Consider the following 19,786-nt stretch of genomic DNA (forward strand, 5'->3'; position numbering starts at 1 on the left):
GGCCGCCGCCCGTCGAATGGCCCGCTACGCGCCGACCGGCGGCCGCGCTTCCTCCGGGAGGCGCAGCTCGAACCAGACCGATTTGCCGCGGCCGCTGGGGCTGTTGCCCCACGCGGCGGCCAGGGCCGCCACGATGACAAGACCGCGTCCGTGCTCGGAGTTGTCCTGTACGGAGTCGGAGACGGTGATCGGCGCGGGCATCGGCGGCCGGGGATCGGAGTCCAGGACCTCCACCCGCAGCCGGTCGGAGTACTCGCGCAGCCGTACGTCCACCTCGCTGTCCGCGTGCATCAGGGCGTTCGTCACCACCTCGGTGGCGATCAGCTCCAGATCGTCCGAGATCTCGTCCCAGCCCCTGGTGCGGGTGTAGTGGCGCAGGAACTCCCGGACGTCCTTGACCGACCTCAGGTCGTGCCGCTGCACGAAGACCCGGCTGACGTGCTGGCGTGAACCCGGCAGCACTCCCGCGTAGCGGGCCAGCAGCAGCGCCGCGTCGTCCCCGCGCGCCCGCTGGATCCCGGTGCTCTCGATGACGCGGGTGGCCAGGTCCTCCAGCCGCCCGTCCCGGGTGGCCGCCAGGGCCTGGCCGAACAGCTCGCTGGCATTGCCGAGATCCACGGTCTGGGAGTGCACGAGACCGTCGGTGTACAGCGCCAGCACCGTGCCGTCCGGCAGCGGTTGCTCCATGGACTGGTAGACGGTGTCGGGCGCGACCCCGAGCGGCAGCCCCACCGACATCTCGGGCACGACCACATGGTGGTCCGGATGGCACAGCAGCGGCGCGGGATGGCCCGCGCTGGCGATCTCCGCCGTACCGACGTCCAGATCGAGCCAGACACAGCAACAGGTGGCGAACAGCTCGGTGTCCAGCTCGGTGAGGATCCGGTTGGTGCGCTCCAGCAGGGCCGCGGGGCGGTGTCCCTCGGCCGCGTACGCGCGTACCGCGCTGCGCAACTGGCCCATGCACGCCGCCGCGTTGGGGTTGTGGCCCTCGACATCGCCCATGACCAGTCCCACATTGCCGTCGGGGAGGGTCAGCACGTCGTACCAGTCGCCACCCACCGCGGTGCCCGCCGTGGCCGTCACATACCGGGTGGCGATGTCCAGGTCCTCGCGGTGCGGGAGCCGGGCGGGCAGCAGTCCCTGTTGCAGTTCGCGGGCGAGCCGGTGCTCGTTCTCGAAGTGGACGGCGCGCTCCACGGCCTGGGCCACCAGATCCGCCATGGTGACCAGCGTCGACCGCTCCTCGGCGGAGAAGTGGCGGGGGCCGTCGAAGCCCAGTGCCAGGGTGCCGGTACGGAAACCACCGCTGATGAGAGGGAGCAGGGCAGATGCCCGGACCCCCTGGGAGGTGCCGTCGAACCGGGCCTCGGCCAGCATCCGTTCGGACTCCAGGAACGTGGGGGCGTCCACGGACAGCGGTGGCATCCCGGGGGTGTGATCGTCCGGCGAGGGCGACGGAGCCCCCGCGAGCGCATGCGCGACGATCCGCGGATACCCGCTGTAACCCAGCAGCGTGGTCTGGTCGTCCTGGCGGACGGAGACGGCCATGCCACGGGCGCCGAAGGGCTCCATGATCCGCGACGCCACCACATCCAGCACCTCCTGGCCGCGCACCGCGCGGTTGAGCCAGGAGGCCAGTTTGTAGATCTGGTAGAGGAAGGTGATGTTGGCGGACTCCGGTGCCCACTCCTGGCCCACCCGGTCCGGCAGGGCCTGGAGGAACTGCGGCATCGGCAGCGAGATCCGCGGTGGCGAGGCCACCCCGGACTGCGTCAGCTCCCGGGCCAGATCCTCGGCGATCTTCTCGCAGCGGTCCAGTTCATCGGGTTGCAGCGCCCGCGGGCCGAGCGGGGGAGCCCAGATGAGGGTCAGTACCCCGTATCCGTGCCCCGAGGCGCGGATCGGGGTGGAGGCCACCGTGTAGGGGAACGGCATCGTGACGTCGAAACGGGACGGGGCCGCGTTGTCGAACTCGGTGAAGGTGGACACGTACTGGCGGCCGGTGCGGTGTGCGGTGGCGGACGCCAGGCGAGCCGTCACCGGCATCCGCTCGATCGTGGTGAAGATCGACAGGGGGCGGCCCACCACCACCGCCGAGGCAAGACCGCGTCCGTCGTCGACGGGGATCACCACGATCGCGGCGGTGGCCCTCAGCTCACGGGCCGCCTGCTGGAGCGCCTGGGTGAACACCGGCGTGACGCGATCGGTGTCGGACCCGGTCGCCTCTGGTCGGCTGTGGTGGCGCTCCTGCATCGTGGCACTCGACGTTTCCTCGCGGTGTCCCGGCGAACGTCCTCCCGGCGAATGGATTCCCCGAGAGGGATTCCCGAGAACGGTTTCCCGGCGAGCGGTTTCCCAGCGGACGTTTCCGCGCGAAAACTGCCCTCTCTACAGGTATACAGCGGGTCACGCGTCGTCGCGGGCACGAGGTGCCCCGGTCTCCGCTCCCGCCCCGCCACCCGCCCGCACACCCGGTCCGGCACCGGTCTCCCCGGCCGCCGAGCCGATGGCGCGCACAATGGCCTGGTAGCCGGTGCAGCGGCACAGATTGCCGGAGAGGGCGGCGCGGATCTCGGCCGGGGAGCCCACGGCGTGGCGGCGCACCAGGTCGTACGCCGTGATCAGCATGCCCGGTGTGCAGAAACCGCACTGAAGGGCCCCTTCGCGGGAGAACGCGGCCCGCAGCCGGTCGGCGTCCGCCCCGGCCAGCCCCTCCACGGTGACCACCTCCGCCCCGTCGCACGTCGCCGCCAGGGCCAGACAGCCCCGTACCGGCAACTCGTCGACCAGGACGGTGCACGCCCCGCACACCCCGTCCTCACATCCGAGATGGGTGCCGGTCAGCCCGAGGTGGTCGCGCAGCAGGTCGGCGAGGCTGGTCCGGGCCGGAACGGTCACGGTGTGCTCCGCGCCGTTGACCCTCAGACGCGGCGACACCTCGTTCATGGCGCACCCCTCCCCGTCGCGGCGGCGGGGCGCCCCACCCGCTCGGCGCCGGCCAGCGCCCGGCACACCGTGGCCGCGTGCACGCGCAGCGCGTGGCGGGCGGTGTCGTTCCGCGTCCCGTCGACGGTGTCGAGGTCCTGGGCGACACCGGGCAGCACCGCCGCCACGTCCAGCTCCGTCGCGGACCGTCCGGTGAGCAGCAGTTCGGTGGCGGCCAGCCGTACCGGCGTCTCCTGTGCCGCCCCGAGCCACAGCTTCACCCCGTGCAGCGCGCCGCGCTCATCGGTGTCGTACAGGACCACCGCGAGCGACGCGGCGAAGGCCCCTCCGGTACCGGGTGTCTTGTACAGCCCCCACCAGCGCTCCGGCGGCAGCTCGCGCACCTCGACGGCGACGATGATCTCATCCGTCGCGAGTGCGCTGTGGAACGCGCCCAGCGGCAGCTCACGGGCGGGAAGCGAGCGGACTCCGCGCGCCCCGCACACCTCCACGGTGGCGTCCAGCGCGGCGAACACCGTGGGCCACTCCGCGGCCGGATCCATCTGCGCCAGGCTGCCGCCCAGGGTGCCGCGGGTGCGGACGGCCCGATGGCCGATGCCCGCGGCGGCACGTGCGAGCAGACCCCCCGCGGCGTCCGGGACGAGTCCGTCCTCGACCATCCGATGGGTGGTGGTCGCCCCGTAGCGCACACCGGCGCCCATCCGCCGGGCGCCCCGCAGGGAGCCGATGCCGGTGATGTCCACCAGATGCTCCGGTGTGACGCGGCGGGTGTTCAGCTCCGGCACCAGGCTCTGCCCGCCGCCCAGCACCCGGGCCCCGTCGCCCAGACCGGCCAGCAGCGCCACCGCCGCGGACACACCACCGGGCCGGTGGTAGCTGAACTCCGCCGGTTTCATCGCGGCACCGCCCGGCCACCGGCCGCGGCGCCCACCGGTGCGCGCGGCGGACCGGACACCGACGCACGGTCGAGCGCGGCCCACACCCGGGCGGCCGTCATCGGGGTCCGCTCGATCCGCGCTCCGAACTCCCGCAGCGCGTCGGTGATCGCGTTGCCGATCGCGGCCGGGGGCGGAATGGCCCCGCTCTCGCCCACGCCCTTCATTCCGAGGACGGTGTGCGGTGACGGTGTGCGAAGGTGCTCGACCCTGATCTCGGGGACATCGGCGGCCCGGGGCAGACGGTAGGCACTGAGCGTGGTCACGGCCGGTCTGCCGCCGCTGTCATGGGGCAGTTCCTCCAGCAGCGCGGTGCCGATGCCCTGGACGGTGCCGCCGATGATCTGGCCGTCGACGATCAGTGGATTGACCACCGTGCCGCAGTCCTCGACGACCGCGTAGTCGAGCAGTTCCACCTCGCCGGTGTCCAGGTCCACCCGGACCACGGCCGCGTGCGTACCGTAGGCGAAGGCGCCGGTCTGCACATCGGGACGGTAGTGGAAGGTGACGTCCAGACCGCCTTCGACACCGGGGACGTGGTCGGGTGTCAGACAGAACTCCCGGGCCAGTGCCGACAGGGTGCGCCCGCCGTGGTCTCCGACGACCGAGCCGTGCTCGAAGCGCAACCGGTCGGGCGGTTCGCCGAGCAGCACCGCCGCGATGTTCCGGATCCGCTCCGCCATCAGGTTCGCGGCCCCGTACGCCGCCCCGCCCGCCATCACCATCGTGCGGGAGGCGAAGGTGCCGTCCCCGCGCGGCATATGCGCGGTGTCACCGTGGCGCACCGCGACCCGTTCCGGCGCGATGTCCAGCACCTCGGCCACCACCTGCGCGAGCGTCGTCTCATGGCCCTGGCCCTGGGACTGCACACCGACGCTCAGCGTCAGACTGCCCGTGGCGTCCATGACCAGCCGGGCGCTCTCGACCCCGAAGGTGACCGCCAGACCGCGGGAAGCCCATTCCAGACAGCCGTGTGCCGTCTGCTCGGTGAACGAGCCGTATCCCACGCCGATCCGGGTGCGTGAGCCGGGATCCGTGGCCCGCTGCCGTACGCGCACCGCCCGGTGGCCGATGAGTTCGCCGACCCGGCGCACCGCCTCGGGGTAGTCGCCGCTGTCGTACACCTTGTCGGCGACCGATGTGTACGGCATGGACTCCGGGCCGACCATCGCGCGCATCCGCATCGCGTACGGCTCGATCCCCAGCGCATGGGCCAGGTCGTCGATCAGGCGCTCGATGCCGAAGCAGGCGGCCGGGCGGGCCACTCCGCGGCACGGCCCCAGCGGTGTGGTGTGGGTGGCCACACTGCGCGCGGTGCAGCGGTAGTCGCGTACCCGGTAGGGCCCGGGGAGCATCGCCGAGGCCATCGAGGCGTCCATCGTGGCCGTCCACGGGTGCACCGAGTACGCCCCCGCGTCGACCACGATGTCGGCCTCGAGCCCGAGCAGTTCGCCGTCGGCCGCCGCATGGCCGGTGAGCCGGTAGTGGTGGTCACGGCCCTGGGTGGTGGCGACCATCGCCTCCGCCCGGTCCTCGACCCAGCGGACCGGATGGTCCAGCCGGGTCGCGACGGCCGCGAGCGCGATCTCCTCGGGGTACACCGTGCACTTCGCCCCGAACCCGCCGCCGACATCGGGCGCGATCACGCGCACCCGGTTGCCCGGCAGGCCGAGCAGTTCGGCGATGGTGTCGCGGATCAGATGCGGGGTCTGGGTGGACGTCCACACCACCAACTGGTCGTCCGCGCGGTCGTAGTGCGCGATCACGCCACGGGTCTCCAGCGGCAGCGGCGACATACGGTCCACGGTGTACTGCCGGGTGAGCGAGACCGCCGCCCGCCGCGCCGCGGCGGCCACATCACCGGCGCCGGCGGAGGTGGTGGCGTAGACGTTGTCCGGCCAGTCGGCGTGCACCCGGGGCGCACCGTCGGCCAGTGCGGCGCGGTGACCGACCACGGCGGGCAGCTCCTCGATGTCCACGGCGATCCGCCGGGCCAGATCCTCCGCCTCGGCCCGGCTGTCACCGATCGCCAGCGCGATCGGCTCGCCGACGTAGCGCACCGTGTCCACGGCGAGGACCGGCAGGGGAGCGGTCCGGAACCCGGGCAGCGCCGCGGTGGCCAGGAGCGGCCGCGCCAGCGGGGCCAGCTCGGCGGCGGTCCACACATCGGCGGCGGCCACCCCGCGCGGCGCGCGCACCGAGCGCAGCCTGCCGTGCGGGACCGGGCTGCGCACCACCGCCACGTCCCGTGTCCCGGGCAGCCGTACATCCGCGAGGAACCGCCCGTGACCACTGAGATGGCGGGCGTCCTCGATCCGCGGGCAGCTGGCGCCCACGCCGTACCCGGTGTCCCGGAAGGGAGGCTTCGCATTCATCTCGTACCGCCTGCACCTGTGGAATCCCAGGCTATGACACTCCCGGTGCCACGGCGGATGAGAGAAAGAATAGTGTGCCAAGCGGCTTCCGCCGCCCGGTGGCCGGGGAGGCGGTGAGTGATCCGGCGAACGCGGAGTGTGAGCATGGGGCATGCGTGATCTGCCCGGACGGACCACCGGTCGCGCCGGCCCTCGTATGCGGCTCGGGCATCGCCGACACCTGACACCGTGCGTTGAGACTTACCGTGATCCATACCGGGCCGCCGATCCCGCCACCGCCCTCGCGACGGCTCCGAAACTCTCAACTCCCCACTTCAATGAGACGCTTGAAGGAGTGTGTTTCCGAGCCGGAGGGGCCATCGGTATGGACGTCAGTGAAGTGGAGCGGTACCTGCGTGACACTTTCGTGGGCATCAATGTGCTGGAGAGCTCCGGCGACACCTTCGTCATCTACGACCCGAACGCCGACCTCCCGGCCCACCGCCAGTTCCCGTTCCTCACCCTCGTGACGGGCGACACCTACGACCGGGTGTCCGATCTGAGCCGCCCGGGCGCCTACCGGCTCAATATCGGGCTGACGAAGGACACGTACACCACGCGGTTCGGTGCCGTCCCCACGCGGCGCGACGAGAGCGGCGTCCTGGACGCGGGGTGCGACTACGCGCGACGGGACACTCTCATGCCGCACCCCGTGTACGCCACACAGCACTGGGTGTGCGTGGTGGAGCCGAGCGCGGCGACCCTGGAGACGCTGAAGCCCCTGCTGGCCGAGGCCCATGCCTTCGCGGTCCGCAAGTACCGCAACCAGCGGGTCCGCTCATGCCGGTTGCTGATGGACGAGCACTTCCAGACCCTCGTCGGCGAGGCTCATGGACAGGAGCTGGAGGCGGCTCGGCTGCTCGCCCAGGACCGGGCCTATGACGACGGCTGCTCGCGGGAGGACCGTGTGCGATGGGCCGCCGTATCGCTGGAGGCCAGCCGGCGCCAGGGCGGCGGTGGCCGGGGGCGGCGGACGCGTGCCCGCTCCCAGGAGTTCATGCTCCGGATGTGGGTCATCGACCGGCTCGCTCCCGATGACCCGGACGGTGACTGGAACCCCGAGGCGCTGGCGGGCGACACGCTCGACGCGCTCGAGCTGAGCCCGGCGGAGGCCCGTGCGCTGGCCGCTCACTGGTCCGAGCTCGATGTCGAGCGGATGAGGGAGTTGCGGCGGCACAAGAATCTGACGGCTCATCTTGACCGGCTGATCGGCCATCTGCGGCCGGGGCCGGTCCGGGACCAGCTCGGTGCCTGGGCGGCGCTGCGGCCTCTGCTGCCCTGATCCGCGCGGAGCTCCGGGCCATGTCCGGGTGGCGACGGTGGCCGTCCCCACCCTTGACTCAGGAATATGCTGTAGACCATAGTTACCCATTGGTAGAAGCGTGATGTGCGCGATGACGTGATGTCCACGATGGGGGCAGGAGCGGGCTGATGAGTGAGCACGATGCGGACAACGCACCTGTGGTGACGGAGGAGTTGCGGGGCCATGTCCTGCTGATGGGGCTGAACCGTCCCGCCAAGCGCAACGCGTTCAGCCTGGCGATGCTCCACGCCCTGGCCCGCGCCTACCAGCGGCTCGAGGACGATCCGGACGCGTGGGTCGGTGTGCTCTTCGCCCACGGCGACCACTTCACCGCCGGTCTTGACCTGGCGGAGGTGGCGCCCCGGATCGCCGACGGCGGCGCGTTCGCCGCCACCGAGGGGGTGGACCCGTGGGGGCTGGTCGGCCGGGACCGCACCAAGCCGGTGGTGGCCGCCGCCCAGGGGCGCTGCCTCACCCTCGGGATCGAACTGCTGCTGGCGTCCGACATCCGGATCGCCGCCGCCGACACCCGCTTCTCCCAGCTCGAGGTGCAGCGCGGTATCTACCCGTTCGGCGGCGCCACCATCCGCTTCCCGCAGGACGCCGGGTGGGGCAACGCGATGCGCTGGCTGCTGACGGGCGACGAGTTCGACGCCGCGGAGGCGCTGCGGATCGGGCTGGTCCAGGAGGTCGTGGACACCGGTGCGCAGCGGGACCGCGCGGTGGAGCTTGCCGAGCACATCGCGCGCCGCGCCGCTCCGCTGGCGGTGCGCGCCACGCTGGCCTCGGCCCGGCGGGCCCGTGTGGAAGGTCAGCGGCCCGCCGCCGAGCGGCTCACCAAGGACGTGGCCGCCCTGTTCCACACCGCTGACGCCGCGGAAGGTGTCGCCTCGTTCATCGAGCGCAGGCAGGCCGAGTTCAAGGGCCGCTGAGTGTGGGTGTGCCGCCGGAGGGTGTCTCCGGCGGCACGTCCTCATACCGTCCCTCTGCTGGTCAGCGCAGCAGCACACCCGGGTTGAGCACACCGCCGGGGTCGAGTGCGCGTTTGGCCGCGTCGAGGGCGAGCGCGAACGGGTCGGGCCGCTGGCGGTCGTAGCCGGGGCGGTGGTCACGGCCGACGGCGTGGTGATGGGTGATGGTGGCGCCGTGGGCGTCCAGCACCTCGCAGGCAGCCTGCTTGATGTCGTCCCACATCGCCACCTCCGCACCGGGGCGGCCGGCCGCGATCACGGTGATGTACGGGGCGGGCCCGTCGGGGTAGACATGGGTGAACCGGCAGGTGATCCTCCCGGGTTGGCCGGTGACCTTCGCCACCGCGGCGCCGACCTCGCCGTGGATCGCCTCGTACAGATCCCGCGCCCTGTCCCAGGTGCACGCGGTCTCGAACGTCTCCACGATGGCGCCCATCCGCGCCAGCCCGTCCCGGATGTACGGCATGCGCAGGAACGCCGACCGCCACGCCGCCACCGAGTCGTCGGCGCCGCCCTCGCTCCGCCGGGCGGTGCCGCCGTGGCCGCGGGCCATGTCGAGTGCCTGCTCGAGCGGGCCGTCCACCGGGTGTTGGGCCGATTCGAAGCCGAGGACGAGCACACTGCGGCCGTGCGGGTCCGCCCCGGCCAGTTCTGCCTCGCCCGGGTCCAGCAGCCGGCAGTTGGCGGGGTGCAGTCCGGACTGTGCCAACTGGCGTACACACTCGATGGCTTGGCCGACGTCCTCGAAGGTGACCGAGGCGGACGCCTTGTGGCGCGGTGGGTCCTGGAGTCGCATCCACGCCTCGGTGATAATGCCGAGTGTGCCCTCGGAGCCGAGGAACAGCCCGTCGGGTGAGGGACCCGCTCCCGATCCCGGGAGCCGTCGCGACTCGCTGACGCCGATGGGGGTCACCACCCGCAGCGACTCGGTGAAGTCGTCGATGCGGGTGTGCAGGGTGGCGTAGTGGCCACCCGCGCGGGTGGCCAGCCAGCCGCCGAGGGTGGAGAATTCAAAGCTCTGCGGATAGTGACGCAGCGTCAAGTCATGGGCGCGCAGCTGCTCTTCGAGGACGGGGCCGAGAGCGCCCGCCTGGATGCGCGCGGCGCGGCTCACCGGGTCGACCGCAAGGACGCGGTCCATCCGGGTCAGGTCGAGGGAGAGCACGGCCGGGTGGCTGTCGCCCCGGTACTCCACACCGCCGACGACGGAGCTTCCGCCGCCGTAGGGGATGACCGCGGCCCCCTCCCGGGCGGCCCAGTCGAGGAGGTCGACCACGTCCTGTTCGGTCTCGGGGAACGCCACCAGGTCGGGTGCCCGGCCGGGTTCGCCGCGCAGCGCGCGCATGACATCGCGGTACGCCTTGCCCATGGTGTGCGCCACGCGGTCGGCGGGGTCGCCGGAGACGACCGCGGCGAGTGAGGCGGGGGCGGTCAGCCGGGGTGCGGGCGGCGCCACGTCGGCGAGGGCGGGCACCGGGAGCGGGGCCGCCGAGGTGCCGGGCACCAGGGCGCCCATGGCCACGCATTCGGCGTCGGTGAGGGCGTCCTGTTCCCAGCCCCATCCCCACCACGATCTGGTCTTCATCGATGCGCCTCCCAGGAATTTACCCATCGGTATATTACCTCAAGGTAAGATCGAGCTCATGGCGAGCACAAGAGGGCGGACGGCACGGGGATCGACGGGGGCGGACGGCACGGGCCCGGCGCGTGCGGGCTCCAAAGGGGTGCCCCGGCACCGCCGGGAGCAGCAGATCCTCGCCGCCGCGATCGAGGAGTTCGGCACCCGTGGCTACGCCCAGGTCTCGATGGCGGACCTCGCCGCCGCCATCGGGGTGACCAAGCCACTGCTCTACCAGTACTTCGGCTCCAAGGACGGGCTCTATCTGGCGGCCCTGCGTCATATCGGCGACGGGCTGAGTGCGGCGATCGCCCAGGCGATGGACGGTGCCACCACGACCCCCGGCACTCCGGTGGCGGTGCTGCGCGCGGTCTTCGAGGCCCTCGAGGGACAGCGCCAGGGGTGGTTTCTGCTGTACGACCCCACGCTCCCGGACACCGGCGAACCGGCCGGTACCGCGCACCGGTACCGCGCGGCGATCGACCGTATGGCGGCCCGCGGCACGGAGGAACTGCTGAACACCCGGGGGTTCGACGACCCCCGGGACGCGGCGGCCCTCAAACATGTGTGGACCGGGGTGGTCAGCTCCCTGGTGGTGTGGTGGACCCGCAACCCCGGCGAATCGGCGCAGGACATGGCGGAGCGGTGCGAGCGCCTGTTCCTGGCGGCGCTCGGCACGGGCCGCGCGTCGCGGGACACCCCCTAGCCGGGGGCGGTGTGGGCCGGACCCGGCAGGCGCACCCGGAAGACGGTGTGCCCCGGGTGGCTGGTGAGGTCCACCCGGCCACCATGGGCGGTGGTCACGGCATGGGTGATGGCCAGGCCGAGACCGGTGCCGCCGCCGGTGCGCACCCGTCCGTCACCGGCCCGTACGAATCGGTCGAAGACGGTGGACTGCTGGGCCGGGGGCACGCCGGGGCCGTCGTCCTCGACCACGAACTCCACTCCGTCGTCCCGGTACCGGAGCCGTACGGTCACCGTGGTGCCCGGCGGCGTGTGGGTGCGCGCGTTCGCCAGCAGATTGGTCAGCACCTGCTGGAGTCCGCGGGCGTCCCCGTCCATCACCACCGGTTCCTCGGGGAGTTCGAGCACCCAGCGGTGGTCCGGTCCGGCGGCGCGAGCGTCGCTCACCGCGTCCAGCACCAGCCGGGTCAGATCCACCGGTTCGGTGGCGAGCGGACGCCCCGCGTCCAGCCGGGCGAGCAGCAGGAGATCGTCGACCAGCTCGCCCATCCGCACCGATTCGCACCGGACCCGGTCCAGTGCGTGGCGCACCTTGTCCGGTACGGGGTCGGGGTGGCGCAGGGCCAGTTCGGCGTGGCCGCGGATGGAGGCCACCGGGGTACGGAGTTCATGGCTGGCGTCCGCGGCGAACCGGCGCAGCCGTTCCTCACTGGCGTGTCTGCGGGCCAGTGACTCCTCCACATGCTGGAGCATCCGGTTGAACGCCGAGCCGACCTGGCCGACTTCGGTGCGCCGATCGGTGTCCGGCACCCGCTGGGAAACCGCCACCTCCCCGCCCGCCAGCGGCAGCCGGGCCACTCCGGAGGCGGTGGCCGCCACCCGGCGCAGCGGGCGCAGCGAGAGCTGTACGCCCACGGCGCCCGCCACCCCGGTGGCCAGCAGTGCCGCGCCGAACACCACGGCCTCCACCAGGCGCAGCCGGTCCACGGTGTCCTCGACGGGGGCCAGCGGCATGCCGGTGATCAGGACATCGGCCTTGCCGTGGACCGCCATCACCCGGTACTCGCGCAGCGAGGACAGCGTGATGCTGTGGCCGCGGCCGTCCACCGGTACGGCGGTCAGGGTACGGCGGTCGGTGTCGGTCAACGGTACGGCGGTCTCGGTGCGCTCACGGACGACGGCGGCCTGGGTCACCCTGCCGCCCAGGACACAGGCGCCGAAGGTGCCCGCGGCCTGGCCGCGGGTGTCCGGACCGGAGCGGCCGGGATCGGTGCCGACCCGTTCGGGCCCGCTGCCGGCCGCCACGGGCACGGGGTCCAGACTGGCGGGGAAGTGGTTTCCGACCGCGTTCAGTTGCTGGTCCAGGCGTTGCAGCAGAAAGCCTTCGAGCGCCGCGGAGGTGGCGATCCCGACCGCGACACAAGCGACCGCCAGCAGGGCCACCACGAACGCGGTCAGCCGGGCACGCAGACTGCGCGGCGGCAGGGCGGACAGCCATCTCATCGGGCGTCCGCCCGGGGCTCGGAGCGGGCGTCGCCCGTGGGGTCCGGTTTGAGGACGTAGCCGACGCCGCGCACGGTGTGGATCAGCGGGCTGCGTCCGGCGTCGATCTTCTTGCGCAGATAGCTGATGTAGAGCTCGACCACATGTGCCTGGCCGCCGAAGTCATAGCTCCACACCCGGTCGAGGATCTGGGCCTTGCTGAGCACTCGCCGCGGGTTGCGCATCAGGAACCGCAGAAGCTCGAACTCGGTGGGCGTCAGCTCCACCACCTGTCCGCCGCGCGACACCTCGACCGCGTCCTCGTCCATCACCAGGTCCCCGAAGGTGAGCAGTTGGGCGGCGTGTGTCGCGCGGGTCATCCCCGCCCGGCGCAGCAGCCCCCGCAGCCGGGCGAGCACCTCCTCGAGGCTGAACGGCTTGGTGACGTAGTCGTCACCGCCCGCGGTGATCCCGGCGATCCGGTCCTCCACCGCGTCCCGCGCCGTCAGGAACAGCACACAGACCCCCGGCGCCTCGGCGCGCAGCCGCCGCAGCACCTGGAGGCCGTCGATACCGGGGAGCATCACATCGAGCACCACCGCGTCGGGACGGAACTCGCGGGCGGTGGTGAGCGCGTCCTCGCCGCTGCCCGCGGTGCGCACCTCCCAGCCCTCGTAGCGCAGTACGTCGGACAGGATGCCGGCCAGATCGGGTTCGTCGTCCACGACGAGCACCCGCACCGGTGTGCCGTCGCTGCGGTGCAGTCCGGCCGGGGCCGCCGCGGGGGTGTCGAGATTCTCCATGGTGCCCGCAGTCTCCCGTGCCAACCTCTGTGTTTCCTCTGAATCCGGCCTCCCGAGCATGCCAGGGCCCGTTCTCAGAGGAAACCCAGAGGAACGGTTGCCACGGTGTGCGCCACCGGCGGGTCCGCCGTCCGCACCCGGGCCGCCCCGCCGGTGTCGTGTCCGTCCGTGGAGGGAGATTCCCGTGACCGTCATCGAGCACACCGGCTGGAGCCGCCGGCTGCCGCGCCCCGCACCGCCTCCGGTCCGCCGGGGGCTGCCCCCGGCCGTGGTGCTGGCCCTCATCCACGCCGGGGCCGCCGCCGTCCTCGTCCTGTGGTGGCGCAACACCCCGGCCGTGGTCGGCCTGGACGGCTGGCTGACCGGCGCGGGGCGGCTCACCGGGCTGCTGGCCGGTTACGCGTGTGCCGTGCTGCTCGCGCTGATGGCGCGGATCCCGGCGCTGGACCGGGGCGTGGGCACCGACCGGCTGGCCCGCTGGCACGCCATGGGCGGCCGGTACACCGTCTTCCTGGCGCTGGCCCACACCATGCTGATCATCTGGGGCTACTCGGTGGTGTCCCGCGCGGATGTCATCGACCAGACCACCACGTTGGTGTTCGACTACGAGGACATGCTGATGGCCACGGCCGGGATGCTGCTGCTGGTGGCCACCGGGGTGATCTCCGCCCGTGCCGCGCGCCGCCGCCTGACCTATGAGACCTGGCACTACCTGCACTTCTGCACCTATCTCGCGGTCTTCCTCGCCTTCTTCCACCAGCTGTCCAACGGTTCGGACTTCCTCGGCTCACAACCCGCGCGGATCGCCTGGTACACCCTCTACCTCGGGGTGGCCGGTCTGCTGCTGTGGTACCGCTTCCTCACCCCGGTCCGGCGCGCGCTGCGCCACCGGCTGCGGGTGGCCGAGATCCATCCGGAGGCCCCGGGCGTGGTGTCGGTGTATCTCACCGGCAAGCGGCTGGGCGCGCTCGGCGCCCAGCCCGGCCAGTTCTTCCGCTGGCGCTTCCTGGCCCCGGGCATGTGGTGGACGGCCAACCCCTTCTCGCTCTCCGCGCCCCCCGACTCCCGTCATCTGCGCATCACGGTCAAGGAGGCCGGGGGCCACTCCCGCGCGGTGGCCCGGCTGCGGCCCGGCACCCGGGTGTGGGCGGAGGGCCCGTACGGAGGGTTCACGGCGGCCCGCGCACGCGGCGAGCGGACCGTGCTCCTGGCGGGCGGCGTGGGCATCACCCCGCTGCGCACCCTGTTCGAGACGCTGCCCGGTGAGGTGGTGCTCGTGTACTTCGCCCGGAGCCTCGAACACCTCGCGCTGCGCCGTGAACTCGACGACATCGCCGCCGCGCGCGGTGCCCGGGTGCACTACGCCGTCGGCGCGCCCGGCGGCCAGCCGCCCCCGCTGACGACGGAGGCGCTGACCGCGCTGGTGCCCGAGCTGGAGGCGCACGACGTCTTCGTGTGCGGGCCCCCGGGGATGACGGCGGCGGCCATCCGGGCGCTGCGCGGAGCCGGAGTGCCCCGGCGCCGTATCCACCACGAGTCCTTCGCCTTCTGACCACCGCCCGTCGCGCCCGATCCCGACGCCGAGGAGCCACTGCCATGAAACGTCCCGTCCTGGCCACCGCCACCACCGTGCTGGGGCTGTTCCTGGTGCTGTACGCGAAACCGCACCAGGAACCCGGCGGTCCCGCCCCCGCCGCCGCGCCCTCGTCCCGGCCCACCGCCGAGACCTCCACCCCGTCGTCCCCGTCGTCGAAGGCGGTGTCCGGCCGCTTCACCGGTGAGGTCGTCGAGACCCGGCAGGGCCCGGTGCAGGTCCGGATCACCCTGGCGAAGTCCAGGCTCACCAAGGTGGACGTCCTGGAGGGTGTCCATGACGAGGGCCCCAGCGCACAGGCCGTACCCCAGCTCACCGAGCGGGCGCTGACCGCCCAGTCCGCGGACATCGACGCCGTCTCCGGCGCCACCTACACCAGCCAGGGCTATATCTCCTCCCTCCAGAGCGCCCTGGACCGGGCCGATGTCTGAACGCCACCGGGTACGCCACACAGAGGAGGTCATGGGGACGGTGTTCTCCTTCGACATCCGTGACCCGGCCACACCCGCGATCGAGACCGCCCTCGGCGAGGCCGTGGCCTGGCTGCACCGCGTGGACGCGCTCTTCTCGACGTACCGGCCGGGCAGCCAGATCAGTCGGCTGGGGCGGGGGGAGCTCACGCTCGCGGAGTGCGACCCCGAGGTGGCCGAGGTGCTGCGGCTGTGCCGGGGTGTCGGCCACCGCAGCGGCGGGGCGTTCACCGCCTCCCCGGGCGGGCGGCTCGACCCGTCCGGGATGGTGAAGGGCTGGGCGACCGAACGTGCCTCCCGCATCCTCTACGCGGCCGGCGCCCGCCACCATCTGGTCAACGGCGGCGGTGACCTCCAGGCGCGGGGCGGCTCCGGCCCGGGCCGCCCCTGGCGGTGCGGGATCGCCGACCCGTGGCGCGGTGGTGAGGTGGCCGCCGTGGTGTCGGGCCGGGACCTGGCCGTCGCCACCTCCGGTACGGCCGAACGCGGCGACCACATCCTCGACCCCGCGACCGGCCGGCCGCCGACCGCCCTGGTCTCGATCACCCTGGTGGGACGTCATCTGACCGAGGTGGACGCCCTGGCCACCGCCGCGTTCGTCAAGGGGGAGCGGGCGCGTGACTGGGTGGGATCGCTCCCGGGGGTCGAGGCGTTCGCCCTCACCGCGGACGGCCGCGCCTGGTGGACACCGGGGTTCGCGGCGGTGGGCGGTGTCCCGTCCGTGGCCGCGGTGTCATCGGCGGCGATGAGTGAGGTGGGCGCCGGTGGCCGGGGCGGCGACACGGATCCGGGGGGTGTCCGCCCCTAGGGCGTGTTTCGAAAGTAGCGCCGTTCGCCCGGAGGGCGGGCGGGACTTTCGAAACACGCCCTAGCCGGGGCGGTCAACGGCCGGGCGGCGGCTCGGTGAGCCGCCGGATCTCCTCGTCGTCGTAGCCGAGCGCGGAGAGCACCTCATGGTTGTGCTCACCGAGCAGCGGTGGCGCGGTGCGCACCGGCGGCCGGAGGCCGCGGTAGCTCACCGGGAACGCCACCTGGTCCAGCGGTCCGGCGACGGGGTGCGCCACCTGCTGGACCATGCCGAGGGCCGCGGTCTGCTCGGAGCCGTAGACCTCGTCGAGCGTCCGGATCGGGGTGACGGGGACACCGCCCGCCTTGAGGGTGGCGCACCAGTACGCCACGGTCTCGCCGCGCAGGGTGGTCTCGAGCGCGGTGTTGAGCTCCGCGCGGTGCACCACCCGGTCCCGGTTGGTGCCGAACCGGGGGTCGTCCCCGAGGTCCGGGCGGTTGATGAGGGCGCAAAGCCGTTGCCACAGGGCGTCGTTGCCGACCGCGATGACGAAGTGGCCGTCCGACGCCGGATACGCCTGGTAGGGCACCAGGCTCGGGTGTCCGGAGCCCAGCCGGGTCGGTGTCTCCCCGGTGGCGAAGTAGCTGGTGGCCCAGTTGATGTGCAGGGCCAGCTGCGATTCGTACAGCGAGGTGGTGACGTACTGGCCGTGGCCGGTCCGGGCGCGTTCGACGAGGGCCGAGGTCACCCCGATGGTGCCGAAGAGCGCGGCCCCCAGGTCGCCCATCGCGTATCCGGCCTTGACCGGTGGCCCCTGCGGTTCACCGGTCAGGGACATCAGCCCGGCGGCGGCCTGCGCCACCATGTCGTAGCCCGGCTCCGAGCGCAGCGGACCGCTCTCGCCGAACGCGGAGATGTGCAGGACCACCAGGCGGGGATGGGCCTCGCTGAGCCGGTCGTAGCGGAACTCCTCCTGGAGGGTGCTGCCCGGGCGGAAGTTCTCCACGACCACATCGGCGTCGGCGATCAGCCGGTGGGCGGCCTCCTGTCCGGCCCGGGACTTCAGATCGAGCGTCACGGACCGTTTGCCGCGGTTGGCGGCCAGGTAGTACGCCGCGTCAGGGCCGTTGAAGGGCGGTCCCCACCGACGGGTGGGATCGCCGCCGACCGGGTGCTCGACCTTGATGACATCGGCGCCCAGATCGGCCAGCGACATGGTCACATAGGGGCCGGCCAGGATCTTGGACAGGTCGACCACGCGGATTCCCGCGAGCGGGGCCGCGCCATGGGGTGCGGGGCTGGTCATGGGCCACCTTCGGTACGGGGCGGGACACGGACTGCCGGGTGCGGCAAGGGTACGAGCCTGCCGCCCGTCGCCACCATGCCGTCCCAGCGTCGATCCCGTTCGGGTGCTACCCTCCGTGTCCGTCCGCACACCCTGCGTCCACCCTTTCGATGTGTGGCCGAAGGGCGCAGACTGGATCGGGAGGCCCCCTCTTCGAGGGCGACCAGGTCACTGCGTTTTCGTATGCGCGGAGGGATGACTGGTGCCAGCAGACCGGCAGAGCGAGGAAGCGGGGCGAGGGCCGCTCTGGTCGGAGCCGGGCACCCTGCTGGAGCGGGTGGCGGTGGCGGTGTTCGCCGTCGATGAGTCCGACCGGATCTGCTACTGGGGACCCGGTGCGCAGGACCTCTTCGGTTACCGCTCCCGGGAGGCGCTGTCCCAGCCCGGCGAGATGCTCTTCACCGGCCCGTCCGACGGCGCCTTCGGATCGTGGACCCGGCTGGTGGAGCGGGGCCGCACCGAGGGCTACTGGCGTGGCCGGGTGCGGGCCCGCCACCGGGACGGCGACACGCTCGACGCGGCGTTCCGGGTCTTCCCGGTGGCCGGGGTCGGTGGCCGGGAAGTGGTGCTGGCGCTCGGCAGCAGAGGCGATGAGCTGGACCGGGTGAAGACCAATCTGGCCTTCCTCGATGTGCTCTTCCAGAGCTGTCCGATCGGTCTGGTCATGTTCGACGAGGACCTGCGCTACGCCCATGTCAACCAGACCCTCGCCGACATGGACGGACTCCCCGTCGAAGGCCACCTCGGACGCCATGTCGGCGAAGTGGTCATCACCTCGGACAACGGTGAGTACGCGGCCATGCTGAGCGCCGTGGCCGAGGTGGGGCGGCCCATCGTGGGCACCCTGGTGGGGGTGCGCACCAAGGGCCACCCGGACACCGACCAGGTGTGGTCGGTGTCCCTCTTCCCGCTCTCGCGCCCCGGTGGCATCCGGTTCTTCGGGGTGGGCGGGGTGATGGTTGATGTGACCGACCGGGAGCAGGCCCTCGTCGAGGCGTCCGCCGCCCGCCAGCGGCTCGCCCTGCTCGACCGGGCGGCCGCCCGGATCGGCACCACCCTGGACACCACGGTCACCGCGCGGGAGGTGGTCGACGTCACCGTCCCGGACTTCTGCGACGGCGCCGTGGTGGAGGTGATGCGGTCCCCGGAGGAAGGGCTGGAGTTCGACCCGGACCGGCCCCTGGTCACCCGGCGGATCGCCGCCGAGACCATCCTGCCGCCACCCGCCACCGAACTGGTCGGCGGACTGGACGTGGTGACGTATCCGACCGGCTCGATCATCCACGAGGTGCTGCGCACGGGGCGTCCGACCCTGGCCCGGGTGGACGAGGACTTCCTGACCCGTACCGTGCTCAGCGAGGAGCGCGCCCGGCTGCTGAACGACAGCGGTCTGTCCAGTCTGCTCTTCGCGCCCCTCATCGCCCGCAAGACCGTGCAGGGCATCGCCGTGTTCGGACGGTCCTCGGCCCGGCCGGGCTTCACCGAGCAGGACCGCGGCCTGGCCGGGGAGCTGGCCTCCCGGGCCGCGCTGTGCCTGGACAACGCCCGGCTGTACAACCAGGAGCGGGACATCGCGCTCCGGCTCCAGCGCGCGCTGCTGCCCAACTCCCTGGCGAGAAGCCCGTATGTGCGCATCGCCCACCGCTATCTGCCCGGTGGGCGCATCACCGAGGTGGGCGGCGACTGGTACGACGTGATCGGCCTGTCCGCCCACCGTGTCGCCATGGTGGTGGGCGATGTCATGGGCCACGGCATCCCCGCCGCCACCGCCATGGGGCGGCTGCGCATCACCGCCAGCGCACTGGCGCGCCACGACCCGGAACCGGCCGAACTCCTCGCCGAACTAGACCAGTTCGCCCGCGAGTCCCATATCGAACTGGCCACCTGCCTGTACGCCGTCTACGACCCCACCACCGGACATCTGCGCCTCGCCAGCGCCGGACACCCGCCGCCCCTGGTGCTCTGCCCGGACGGCCGGGTCGAGCTGCTGGACGAGGTGCTGGGCGTACCCCTGGGCATCGGCGGCTGCCGCTTCCGTACGGCCGACGCCGATCTGCCCGAGGACTCCGTCTTCGTGCTGTACACCGACGGGCTGATCGAGGGCCGCACCCACGACGTCGCGAAGGGACTCGACGCGCTCCGCTCCGAACTGCGGCTGGCGCCCGACGGACTGGAGGCCGCCGCCGACCGCATCCTGGACCATATGGTGCCCGGCGACCCGGCCGACGACACCGTCCTCATCCTGGCCCGGCTGCACCGGACACCCCGCCACGCACACCCCGTGGCCCGGCGCTGGTCGCGCTTCCGGACCGCACACCACATCTCACTCTGAGTACGGCTGCGGTACAGTGACCGTGTCCTGTTGTCTCCGATAGAGGTGGACGTTGCGCATCTGAGGTCCGCGATCACCGCGCGGTACGGCATCGGCCGT

15 protein-coding genes are annotated in these 19,786 nt (G+C 72.4%); 7 read left to right on the forward strand and 8 right to left on the reverse strand.

Going from position 1 to position 19,786, the window contains the following annotated elements:
* Positions 1 to 24: 24 nt before the first annotated feature.
* The 4 genes from AB0C66_RS31800 to AB0C66_RS31815 form a co-directional block, all read right to left on the reverse strand.
* Entirely contained in the window at positions 25 to 2,256 is a 2,232-nt protein-coding gene (locus AB0C66_RS31800; RefSeq protein ID WP_362446479.1) for a SpoIIE family protein phosphatase, read from the reverse strand.
* Between the two features lie 153 nt (positions 2,257 to 2,409).
* A complete protein-coding gene (locus AB0C66_RS31805) occupies positions 2,410 to 2,949 on the reverse strand; it encodes a (2Fe-2S)-binding protein (protein ID WP_362446482.1) in 540 nt (179 codons plus the stop codon).
* Positions 2,946 to 3,845, reverse strand: a complete 900-nt coding sequence (locus AB0C66_RS31810) for an FAD binding domain-containing protein (protein ID WP_362446485.1) — start codon at positions 3,843 to 3,845, stop codon at positions 2,946 to 2,948. The genes AB0C66_RS31805 and AB0C66_RS31810 overlap by 4 nt, the downstream gene beginning before the upstream one ends.
* Positions 3,842 to 6,259: a xanthine dehydrogenase family protein molybdopterin-binding subunit gene (locus AB0C66_RS31815; RefSeq protein WP_362446488.1), complete on the reverse strand. Its 2,418-nt coding sequence runs from the start codon at positions 6,257 to 6,259 to the stop codon at positions 3,842 to 3,844. Before AB0C66_RS31815 ends, AB0C66_RS31810 begins: the two co-directional genes overlap by 4 nt.
* 364 nt (positions 6,260 to 6,623) lie before the next feature.
* Between AB0C66_RS31815 and AB0C66_RS31820 the strand changes: the two genes are divergently transcribed.
* The gene (locus AB0C66_RS31820; RefSeq protein WP_362446491.1) at positions 6,624 to 7,580 is read left to right on the forward strand and encodes a DUF6194 family protein; all 957 of its coding nucleotides are present in this window, start codon (positions 6,624 to 6,626) and stop codon (positions 7,578 to 7,580) included.
* Between the two features lie 149 nt (positions 7,581 to 7,729).
* A complete protein-coding gene (locus AB0C66_RS31825; protein ID WP_362446494.1) occupies positions 7,730 to 8,533 on the forward strand; it encodes a crotonase/enoyl-CoA hydratase family protein in 804 nt (267 codons plus the stop codon).
* A 61-nt stretch (positions 8,534 to 8,594) separates the two neighbouring features.
* Here AB0C66_RS31825 and AB0C66_RS31830 read toward each other — a convergent pair whose 3' ends face one another.
* Positions 8,595 to 10,157, reverse strand: coding sequence for an FAD-binding oxidoreductase (locus AB0C66_RS31830; protein WP_362446497.1), 1,563 nt, complete (start codon positions 10,155 to 10,157; stop codon positions 8,595 to 8,597).
* Between the two features lie 58 nt (positions 10,158 to 10,215).
* Between AB0C66_RS31830 and AB0C66_RS31835 the strand changes: the two genes are divergently transcribed.
* Entirely contained in the window at positions 10,216 to 10,896 is a 681-nt protein-coding gene (locus tag AB0C66_RS31835; protein ID WP_362446500.1) for a TetR/AcrR family transcriptional regulator, read from the forward strand.
* Here AB0C66_RS31835 and AB0C66_RS31840 read toward each other — a convergent pair.
* Both AB0C66_RS31840 and AB0C66_RS31845 read right to left on the reverse strand, forming a co-directional pair.
* On the reverse strand, positions 10,893 to 12,377 hold the full coding sequence (locus AB0C66_RS31840) for a HAMP domain-containing sensor histidine kinase (protein ID WP_362446503.1): 1,485 nt from the start codon (positions 12,375 to 12,377) through the stop codon (positions 10,893 to 10,895). The two genes, AB0C66_RS31835 and AB0C66_RS31840, sit on opposite strands and share 4 nt — an antisense overlap.
* On the reverse strand, positions 12,374 to 13,159 hold the full coding sequence (locus AB0C66_RS31845) for a response regulator transcription factor (protein WP_362446640.1): 786 nt from the start codon (positions 13,157 to 13,159) through the stop codon (positions 12,374 to 12,376). The genes AB0C66_RS31840 and AB0C66_RS31845 overlap by 4 nt, the downstream gene beginning before the upstream one ends.
* A gap of 256 nt (positions 13,160 to 13,415) precedes the next feature.
* On the opposite strand from AB0C66_RS31845, the gene AB0C66_RS31850 reads away from it, so the two are divergent.
* From AB0C66_RS31850 to AB0C66_RS31860, 3 genes are read left to right on the forward strand one after another with little or no spacing between them, the layout of a single operon-like run.
* Entirely contained in the window at positions 13,416 to 14,711 is a 1,296-nt protein-coding gene (locus AB0C66_RS31850; RefSeq protein WP_362446643.1) for a ferric reductase-like transmembrane domain-containing protein, read from the forward strand.
* Between the two features lie 44 nt (positions 14,712 to 14,755).
* Positions 14,756 to 15,184 (forward strand): FMN-binding protein, encoded by a 429-nt coding sequence (locus tag AB0C66_RS31855; protein WP_362446506.1) that lies wholly within the window; start codon positions 14,756 to 14,758, stop codon positions 15,182 to 15,184.
* 31 nt (positions 15,185 to 15,215) lie between these two features.
* A complete protein-coding gene (locus tag AB0C66_RS31860; RefSeq protein WP_362446509.1) occupies positions 15,216 to 16,031 on the forward strand; it encodes an FAD:protein FMN transferase in 816 nt (271 codons plus the stop codon).
* A 73-nt stretch (positions 16,032 to 16,104) separates the two neighbouring features.
* Here the strand turns inward: AB0C66_RS31860 and AB0C66_RS31865 are convergent, their stop codons facing one another.
* The gene (locus tag AB0C66_RS31865) at positions 16,105 to 17,316 is read right to left on the reverse strand and encodes a CoA transferase (RefSeq protein ID WP_362446512.1); all 1,212 of its coding nucleotides are present in this window, start codon (positions 17,314 to 17,316) and stop codon (positions 16,105 to 16,107) included.
* Between the two features lie 241 nt (positions 17,317 to 17,557).
* On the opposite strand from AB0C66_RS31865, the gene AB0C66_RS31870 reads away from it, so the two are divergent.
* The gene (locus tag AB0C66_RS31870; RefSeq protein ID WP_362446514.1) at positions 17,558 to 19,687 is read left to right on the forward strand and encodes a SpoIIE family protein phosphatase; all 2,130 of its coding nucleotides are present in this window, start codon (positions 17,558 to 17,560) and stop codon (positions 19,685 to 19,687) included.
* Positions 19,688 to 19,786: the final 99 nt, after the last annotated feature.

Origin of the sequence: Streptomyces sp. NPDC048636 (assembly GCF_040650655.1) — a bacterium.
In the GTDB taxonomy this organism is placed as follows: Bacteria; Actinomycetota; Actinomycetes; order Streptomycetales; family Streptomycetaceae; genus Streptomyces.